This is a genomic window from Chryseobacterium sp. VD8 (assembly GCF_037149975.1).
Taxonomy (GTDB): Bacteria; Bacteroidota; Bacteroidia; order Flavobacteriales; family Weeksellaceae; genus Chryseobacterium; species Chryseobacterium indicum.
In genome coordinates this window covers 1-9,226 of the sequence record NZ_JBBCQL010000186.1, presented here as the reverse complement: position 1 = coordinate 9,226, position 9,226 = coordinate 1, and the positions used below count along the sequence as shown (strand labels likewise).

Sequence of the window (9,226 nt, the reverse complement as noted above, 5' to 3'; positions counted from 1 at the left end):
AGCCATTCCGCAGGTGATTAAAAATTTAAAATAGGTATGATAATTTTTTTTCATTTATTTAAATTCTACCGCTTGGTTTTGTTGGTTTTTTCTGGATTCCTTCTGTTTCCTGTTTTTAGATTTCTGGAAGATTTCCCGGAATTTGTCATAATCCAGTGTAATGATAAATCCTACACCTGTTTCCACGATCTGCCCCTGAAGCGCAACCTGATATTCATTCTTACGGTATGCGCGAAGCATGTATCTTCCGTCTCTGGAAAGGCTGTAATCTACCGTTACATCTCCAGCAATATTCGTCATGTTTTCATTTTGCCGCGCTTCTCCTTCCAGGGCAAAATTACTTCCTACAGAAACTTTCAGACGGTCGTTCAGCAGTTTTTTGCTGACTCCGACATTCAAATCTGTTCTTGTATTTTTAGATCCGGTAGAATAATCTTCAGAAGATTCAAGGTCAAAATTCAGATCCACTCCTTTAATGAGATCCGATGCAAGATTATTTAACTGCTGGGACAGAATTTTACTTACACTCTGTCTTGCCAGCATTTCTCCCGAAAGTCCAGCTCCAGATTCGAAAGGATTTTCTCCCACAAATCTGTTGAGAAGAAGAAGGGCAAAAACCTGTTTGTTCATTTCAGATTCCTGAGTTCTCAACTGGGAAAGCTTCTGATCTACAATATCTGTAACTGTAGAAGAAACCGCATTATTTTTCTTATCGGTGGTTATATCAAAAGTGATTACCGGTTTCAGCAGTTCTCCTTTCATCTTCAGTAGTGTGCTGAAAGGAATTCTCTGTTTAAACTGATTGAGTGTAGAAGCCTGTTCTCCGCTGATCTGCTGTTCCACAAGATCAATCGGTGCGGCTTCGGTTTTATAAACAGCGGTAATATCCAGATTGGCGGTTGTCGGTTCTCCGGTCCAAGTAATGGTACTTCCTTTCTGGATATCAAATTTACGTTTCAGGATGCTTACCGTCATTTCATAACTTCCGGATTCCACTTCATAAACTCCGACGAGTGTAGTTTTTCCGGACGGATCGATTCCGCCTGTTAATTCTGCCTCCCCCTGAAGTTTTACAAAATCTCCGTTGGCTTTGTCAATCAGTAAAGACATTTTTGCTTTTTTGCTGATCTCAATATTCACATTAACGTCCATTCCTTTAATTTTGCTCTGGGCGTTTAAAGAATCTGCCTTCACGGTTTTGTTTAAAACAACCTGATCCTGATCGATAAATTCTACGATTCCATCTCTTTCCTGAAGCGTAGGAGAAGACTGCGGAAGCACAAAAGTAAAGTCGGTGTTGTCTGCAACAGCCAGTCTTCCGTCCACCTTCGGCAAATTTAAGTTTCCGCGGATGTGCAATCCTGCATCAATAGAGAGAACGCCATACATAATGGCATCGTTGGATTTTTCAGAATTTACCAGTTTAAAATTCTGTGCATCTACATCGAGGTTAAAGGCAAAATCTCTGTATGTCTGCGTAAGAACCTGTCCGTCCACTCTAAGCGCATTTCCGTCTTTATCGTTAATTTTGAAATTATCAAACTCAATTCCGCGGTTGGTAAAGCTGATTTCGTCATTCAGTTTTCTGAAATCACTGCCTGTTTTGGCAATTTCTAGTCCTACATCATTGAATTTTACTTTACCTAAGATATTCGGTTTGGATGCTGTTCCTGTAATCTTCAGGTTTCCGGAAAGATATCCTTCCGTATTGGTAATCGCATTCATCGAGAATCCCTGTACAGATTTCATCTGAAGCTGATTGATCGCCATATTCATATCAAATGTGCTGGAAGAAATATTGTAATCTCCCAGAATTTTCACATCGTTATTATTTCCGGAGAGTGCAATATCCGCATTCAGAAGATTCGGAGCATTATTATTGACTTTTACGGCAAGGTTTCCGACAGGATTTCCGTAGACAATCAGATCAGATACATTGAGATCCGAAGTGAAGGTCATGTTTTTGGTAATATTTTTAAGCTGAGCCGTTCCGTTGATGGTTCCTCTTGCCAAAACCGTATCTTTTTTAATTAATTCAGTAATGGTTTCAATTTTAAAATCTTTCAGAGAAACATTCAGCGGAGCGTTCGGAGTCTGGCTTTCGGATTGTAAGGCAATCTCGCTTCCGCCATTGGAAAGTCTGAAATTATCTGCCAAGATTCCGTTTTTGCCGATCTGTATCTTATTTCCTTCAGAAACCGTCCAGTCAGAATAATTTAATTTTAAACCATTCGGATTTAAAGAAATCTCCGTGATGTCGTTCAGCGATTTTGCATTTCCGGCAATCAGAAACTGGGTAACCTCTTTCTGATCTTTCGTGGTGATGTTATAATTAATGATATTATTGGCAACATCTCCTGTAATTTCGACTTTATTCAGCGCGAAGTTGGAACTTTTTAACCCTGCAACATAAAGATTATATTGTAAAGCATTATTTTCGTTCGTTACTTTTATGGTGGCATCTTCAATAGAATTTTCACCGTAAAGAACCTGCGGAATCTGTCCGTCGATCTCAATTTTCTGAGAATCTGCATCATAATTTCCGTTTAAATTAATGGTTTCAAAACTTTTAAGATCCGGGACAAATTTTTTGATCAGATCATCATTTTTAATTTTTGCATTGAAGGTGAAAAACTGTCCTGCCTGAATTTTCTGTGCTTTTCCGGACTTTTGAAACTGATAATATTGGTTGATTGTATTTGATAAAGCTCCGAAAATCTGCGTCAGCTTATATTTTCCTTTTAATTCTACATCTGCAATCTGGGAATTGAAAATAATATTAGTGGAATCCGCAGTTGAAGACGCTTTTAAATTCATTTCCTGAATCGGGTATACTTCTTTGGTATCAGAAAAAGCGAAGTCTTTTAAATTCAGATAACCGTTCAGATTGTCGGGATCAAGATTAGAAAAATCTCCGTCTATTTTTCCGGCAAGAATCATCGGATCTTTATAGAATCCCAGTTTGTTAAGGTCTAGTTTGATGACTTCTCCGTTTACTTTTACCGTCGGATTTTTTTCGTTGTACACTCCGGAAGCGGTTAACATCATGTTCGCATTCGGATCTTTTGAATTTAAAACAACGTTATACACTCCGCGGCGGATTTTTCCGGTAAGATTCATGTTCTGATAACGATAGCCTTTGTAAACTGCCGAAGCAACATGACCTTTAAGATCTGCATTGGCATTTTTAAAATCGAAACTTTCTCCTTTCGCATAAATCTGTGCAGAAATAGCCCCGATTTCTTTATTCTGGATGATTTTCCCCAACTGAAGTCCCTGAAGATTGGCTTTTACATCATACAGTTCCCTGTTTTTTCTGCGCATATCCACATTTGCCTTAACGGAAGCATTTCCAAGCGTAGAGTAGAGGTTAAGGTCTGTTGTAACCACTTTCGTAGTTCCTTTTGCGATTCCTTTGATGCTGAAATTGGAAGGAAGCGAAATATTTTTCGGAATTGTATTTTTGGGAACTAAATTGTAAATGGTTTTTGCGGATGAAGATAATTCTGCTATTTTCAGATCGTAATACAATTGATCCGGATTTGTTGCATTTTTCACTCTTCCTGATGCGGCAACTCTTAGCTGATCGATACCGGAAATTTTCAGATTGTTAATCAACAAATCATTGACACTTCCTTTTACATTGGCATTAATATTTAAAACCGCGTTGGGATATTTGTTGAAAGGTGTGGTATTTCTTAAGGTCGGAACAATATTCAGGATATCCGAAAACCCGATTCTGGAATCTTTGATGTTGGCTGAAATCTGTACGGCTCCTAAATTAGAACTCAATTGTTCGATTGAATTGTAATTTAAAACCACCTCATCGCGAAGAATAGTTTTCGGAGTCTGCAAATAAAGATCTTTTAAATAAGCCTGTTTATCATTATACACAAAATCTGTATTGAATTTCTGAATATCCAGTCCTCTTGCTTCCTGAATTTCTGCTGAATTTACGTTTCCTGCAAAAGTGTTGTCCTGCATTTTAAAGCTTCTGACTTCAAGATTGAGTTTGGAAAAATTCAGATGATTGAAATCCATTCCCTGTTTGGTAGGAGCAATCGCTGTATTGTTGTAGGCAACTTTTACGTCATTTAAAACAAATTTTCCTAAAAGAAGACTGAGTGCTTTTTCTTTTTCCGAAGGTTTTGAAACTTCCGGCTCCGTTTTCGGATTGGCATTTTTTGCAGGAAGATATAAGTTGGCGTTAATATCGGCTCCGGAAAGGAAAATATTATCCACATTGTAGGCATTGTTTTCCAGATCGAGTTTGTTCACTTTCGTGCTTAGTTCTTTAAATAAAACTTTAGCGAAAGTTTTGGTATTGTCATCTCCGTAATCGATGTTGAAATTGGTGAGTTTAATTCCTCGTAAGCCAATCTGCATCGGCTTTTTGTTATTCAGGGAATCTACTTTTTTCTCTACTTTTTTTGAAACTTCTTCTACAAGATCCTGCTTCAGTTTCAGTTTTAAGCCGTCTAAATTGATGTCGTTGACGGCATAAGAATTCTTCTGAAGATCAAAGGTTTTTACGCTCGTATCAAAAGATTTAAAATAAAGCTGAATATCATTTCTGGATTGCTGATCGTTGAAGGTAACACCGATGTCTTTCAGATTGATTTTATCTAAAGAAATAATGAACGGTTTGGAGGCACTTTCTTCCTTATCGCTTGTTGCAAAAGCATCCAGAATATAATCAAAGTTAAATTTTCCGTCGGGTTTTCTCACCACGTTGGCTCTTGCTCCTTCCAGATCTACAGAGGTAATATCTGCGGTGGAGTTGATGAGTTTAAGCATATTTAAACCTACATCCAGTTTTTTTACCGCCAAAAGAGTGTCGATATCCTGACCTTTAAGGTACAGGTTTTCCATCACAAGACTGTTCGGGAAACCGACGTAGACTCTTTCGAGGCTAACTTTTGTTTTGATTTTTTTCTCCAGATAAACCACCAGTTTGTCTTTTATAAAATTCTGAACAACAGGAAGTCTCAGGCTGAGTATTAGTAACGAAAAAAATACCAGTATGGATATAATGGTAATTGCAAAACGCTTAAAGAGTTTTCTTTTATTGATTTTCAGTTTCAAAAGTGATCGGGTTTAAACAAATATAACAATACTTATCGTACTGTTACTATGTTGTGGTACACTTTTGTGAATACAAAAACCCTGCCTTGACTGCCAATTATGGAATTTAGTTTAGTTAATTGTCAAGTGAATAGTTGAAAATGGCAGTCAAGGCTCGGGTTTGGTTTTCTAAAAAGCCCCCTTTTTAATCATTTTTCTGTTGAAAAGGTTTAGCAAAAATGAATATTCAAAATATTATGTTAGGTTTATGGATAGGGGGCTTGGCATGGTTTAAGTGTTGAGATAATTATTTTATTCGTTTCCGTTTTCCCATTTCACCAGCTCACCCTGTGGTGCAGCACCGCCCTGAGCCGGAGTAATAGGAGGGGTTTCCTGATTGATATGGTAAATATAGGCTGCAATTTTTTCTGCGTCTCTTCCGGTAATGGTTCCTTCTTTAATTAAAGGTCTCATCGTAGGATTGTTTGGAGAACCGTTTTCCAGCATCCAGATTACGTTTTTAAACAGGCTTTTCTGTTTTACATTAATCCAGTGTGTGTCTGTAAGGTTAGGTCCAATTCCGCCTTTTCCGTTTTCTCCGTGGCAGGTTACGCAGTTTGTTTTAAATAATTCCTGACCTTCCGCGATGTTATCTGCACTGTATTTTGCATTTTCCAGTGTTACCTGCGGAGCTGTTTTTTCAAATTCTGCAATGGAAGCCAGCATTGTTTTGGTTTCTGCATTCAGTTCTGCATCCGGATGTGCATAATCTGTGAAGGCAAAAGCGGTAAGATATATGGCGCAGAAAATACATCCGAAGTAAAATAAACCGATCCACCATTTTGGAAGAGAATTGTCCAGTTCGGTAATTCCATCGAATCCATGATCGATAAGAATATCTTTTTCCTCTGTTGCAGACTGTTTTTTGAATGCCGAATTCCAGAGTTTCTGAAAGTAAGGCGTATTTTTATCTTTAATATAGGCTGCTTTTTCTTCGTCAGATAATTTCTTGAAATTTTCACCCTCAATTAAATCTCCGATGGAGTTCATAATCAGGAGAAGAATAATGGCAATAAGCATTAATCCCCAGAAAAAAGGTGAAGAAAAATATCCTGAATCGTGCGCGAACATTTCGAACGCCATAATCGTTAAACCTACTGTTACGAGAATGTAGATTGAAATCGGGGTTCTTGTTTTCATGTCAATTTAATTTAAATTATTCTGCACTTGCAGTTTTAATCTGAGTAGTTTTAATATCGGTTCCCAATCTTTGCAGATAAGCAATCATGGCTACGATTTCTCTTTTTTCCAGTGGAACGAATGAAGCTCCTTTTGCCGCACGGTCTTTTTCCACCTGATCTTTCACGTCTTTCGCTTCAGAATAAATTCTTTTTACGATAGCACCTGCCTGATTGTCTGCCCACTGATTTGCGGAATCTATCTCAGCTTTTGAATAAGGAACGTCAAAGTAATTTTTCATTAATTTCATCTTGTCTACCGTCTTTGTTCTGTCCAGTGTATTGCTGATCAGCCATGGGAAACGCGGCATGATAGAACCCGCTGAGGTAATTCTTGGATTATACATATGTTTGAAATGCCATGAATCCGGGTTTCTTCCGCCTTCTCTCTGCAGATCAGGTCCTGTTCTTTTCGATCCCCAAAGGAATGGTCTGTCGTAAACAAATTCTCCTGCTTTGGAATACTGTCCGTTTTTGCCTTCAAATCTTACAATTTCATCACGGAAAGGACGGATCATCTGAGAGTGGCATGCGTTACAGCCTTCACGGATGTATAGATCTCTTCCTTCAAGTTCCAATGGTGAGTAAGGTTTTACTGCGGTAATGGTAGGAACACTCTGTTTTAAGGTTAATGTCGGGATAATTTCTACCAAACCTCCGATGGCTACTGTAATGAAAGCCAATATTGCCATAACTCTCGGAGTTCTTTCGATCCATAAGTGGATTCCTTCGCCTTCTTTTCTTGCAGATCCGATATTTGCCAGTGCCGGAGCTTCTGCCGGAACGTTTTTCTGGAAAGATCCTGCTTTAATGGTTTTAATAACATTCACCACCATTAAAACAGCTCCTGAAATATAGAACAGACCTCCTAAGAATCTCATTTTATAGTAAGGAATAATTGCAGTTACGGTATCCAGCCAGTTTTTCCAAACTAAAGTTCCGTCCGGATTGAACTGTTTCCACATTAATCCCTGAGTAAATCCTGAAATATACATCGGAACCGCGTAGAAGATAATTCCTAAAGTTCCCAGCCAGAAATGCCAGTTGGCTAATTTTCTGGACCAAAGCTGTGTTCTCCACATTACAGGAATCAGATAATAAACGATACCGAAAGCCATGAAACCATTCCATCCTAATGCTCCGATGTGTACGTGACCGATTACCCAGTCTGTATAGTGGCCAATTTTATTTAAAGATTTTGTTGCTAAAAGCGGACCTTCAAAGGTTGCCATACCGTAGCATGTTACCGCAACAACAAAGAATTTTAAGATAGGATTTTCTCTTACTTTATCCCACGCTCCTCTCAGAGTCAGCAATCCGTTCAGCATGCCTCCCCAAGACGGAGCGATCAGCATGATGGAGAAACCTGTTCCCACTGCCTGTGCCCAAGCCGGAAGCGCCGTGTATTGTAAATGGTGTGGTCCTGCCCAAAGGTAAACGAAGATCAGAGACCAGAAGTGAATGATTGATAATTTGTATGAAAATACAGGTCTGTCTGCCGCTTTTGGTAAGAAATAATACATTAAACCAAGAACCGGAGTTGTCAGTACGAACGCTACCGCGTTATGACCGTACCACCACTGAACCAATGCATCTTTAGCTCCTGCATAGATAGAATAAGATTTCCATGTGGTAAAAGATAACGGAACTTCAAGATTATTGAAGATATGAAGCATTGCTACGGCAAGCCACGTTCCCATGTAAAACCAGATGGCTACATAAAGATGTCTCACTCTTCTTTTGGCAATGGTTCCGAACATATTGATCCCGAAAATAACCCATGAAATGGTAATTAAAATATCAATCGGCCATTCGTGTTCTGCATATTCTTTTGAGGTGTTAATTCCCATTAAGAACGTAATTACCACAGAAACAATCATGATCTGCCATGTCCAGAAGTGAATCCATGACAATGTATCACTGTACATTCTTGTTTTAAGAAGTCTCTGCATACTGTAATACGCACCGCAGAAAAAGGAATTACAGACAAATGCGAAAATCACAGCACTCGTATGAAGCATTCTGATTCTCCCGAAACCTAAAGCTCCCTGAGTATTAATAAGCCCCTGAATATTACCGGATGCTAAACTTTTAATCGTTGTATCATCGGTTCCGAATAAAAATTCCGGAAGTTCAGGATAAAAAAGCATCAGCGCAGCAGTAAGCCCGAGTAAAAAACCCACCAAACCGAATGCGATTGTAGCATAGAGGAATGCTCTGACAATATTATTGTCATAATTAAATTTTTGCGTCTCCATAATTCCTATTGTGTTGTACTGAAGTTGATATTTTTCTATTGAAGCTTAATTTCACAAACAAATTTTAAGGTAATATTAAATATCATGTAGTGTAATAATGTTTTGACAAAGGTATTTACTAACTTTGTGTAAGTCTAATAGATATACTTCTAAAATATACCGAAAACTACTAAAACCGGAAGACATGAAAATATGTGGACAAAATATCAGAAAAATAAGACGGAGTAAGGATTTTACTCAGGAATATATGGCTTTTGAGATGGGGATTTCTCAGAAAGCATATTCCGATATTGAAAATTCCAAAGTAAAGATCAATCTCGATATTCTTACCAGAATTTCGGATATTTTAGAAATTAAGCCTTCTGACATATGCAGTATTTCAGATAAGTGCGGTAATGGCTATGAAGATAAATATAATGATCTGGTAGAGTATATGAAGAAAAACGGAATTGAAGTTCCTAAAGAATATTTATAGTATTGTTAGATATAAAATCGAAAAGGCTGCTTCTTTTGAGGCGGTCTTTTATTTTTTAAAATGAATTAAGCTTGAAGAAAATAAAAATTTATTAAAATAAGTAGACCGGAATTCTTAAAAACAGAAACAAAAAACCACCCTTGAAAAAGGATGGTTTTTGTAGACTCACAGGGATTCGAACCCCAGATGAC

The 9,226-nt window shown here is 38.0% G+C and carries 4 protein-coding genes; 1 reads left to right on the top strand and 3 read right to left on the bottom strand.

Going from position 1 to position 9,226, the window contains the following annotated elements:
• Positions 1-54: 54 nt before the first annotated feature.
• The 3 genes from WFK35_RS17090 to ccoN all read right to left on the bottom strand — a co-directional run bounded on the left by WFK35_RS17090 (position 55) and on the right by ccoN (position 8,560).
• A complete protein-coding gene (locus tag WFK35_RS17090; RefSeq protein WP_336733599.1) occupies positions 55-5,085 on the bottom strand; it encodes a translocation/assembly module TamB domain-containing protein in 5,031 nt (1,676 codons plus the stop codon).
• A gap of 291 nt (positions 5,086-5,376) precedes the next feature.
• Positions 5,377-6,264 (bottom strand): c-type cytochrome, encoded by an 888-nt coding sequence (locus WFK35_RS17085; protein WP_235129625.1) that lies wholly within the window; start codon positions 6,262-6,264, stop codon positions 5,377-5,379.
• 16 nt (positions 6,265-6,280) lie between these two features.
• Complete coding sequence (gene ccoN, locus WFK35_RS17080; protein ID WP_290264755.1) at positions 6,281-8,560, bottom strand: cytochrome-c oxidase, cbb3-type subunit I; 2,280 nt, start codon at positions 8,558-8,560, stop codon at positions 6,281-6,283.
• A 184-nt stretch (positions 8,561-8,744) separates the two neighbouring features.
• On the opposite strand from ccoN, the gene WFK35_RS17075 reads away from it, so the two are divergent.
• On the top strand, positions 8,745-9,035 hold the full coding sequence (locus WFK35_RS17075) for a helix-turn-helix domain-containing protein (RefSeq protein WP_235129627.1): 291 nt from the start codon (positions 8,745-8,747) through the stop codon (positions 9,033-9,035).
• Positions 9,036-9,226 lie beyond the last annotated feature (191 nt).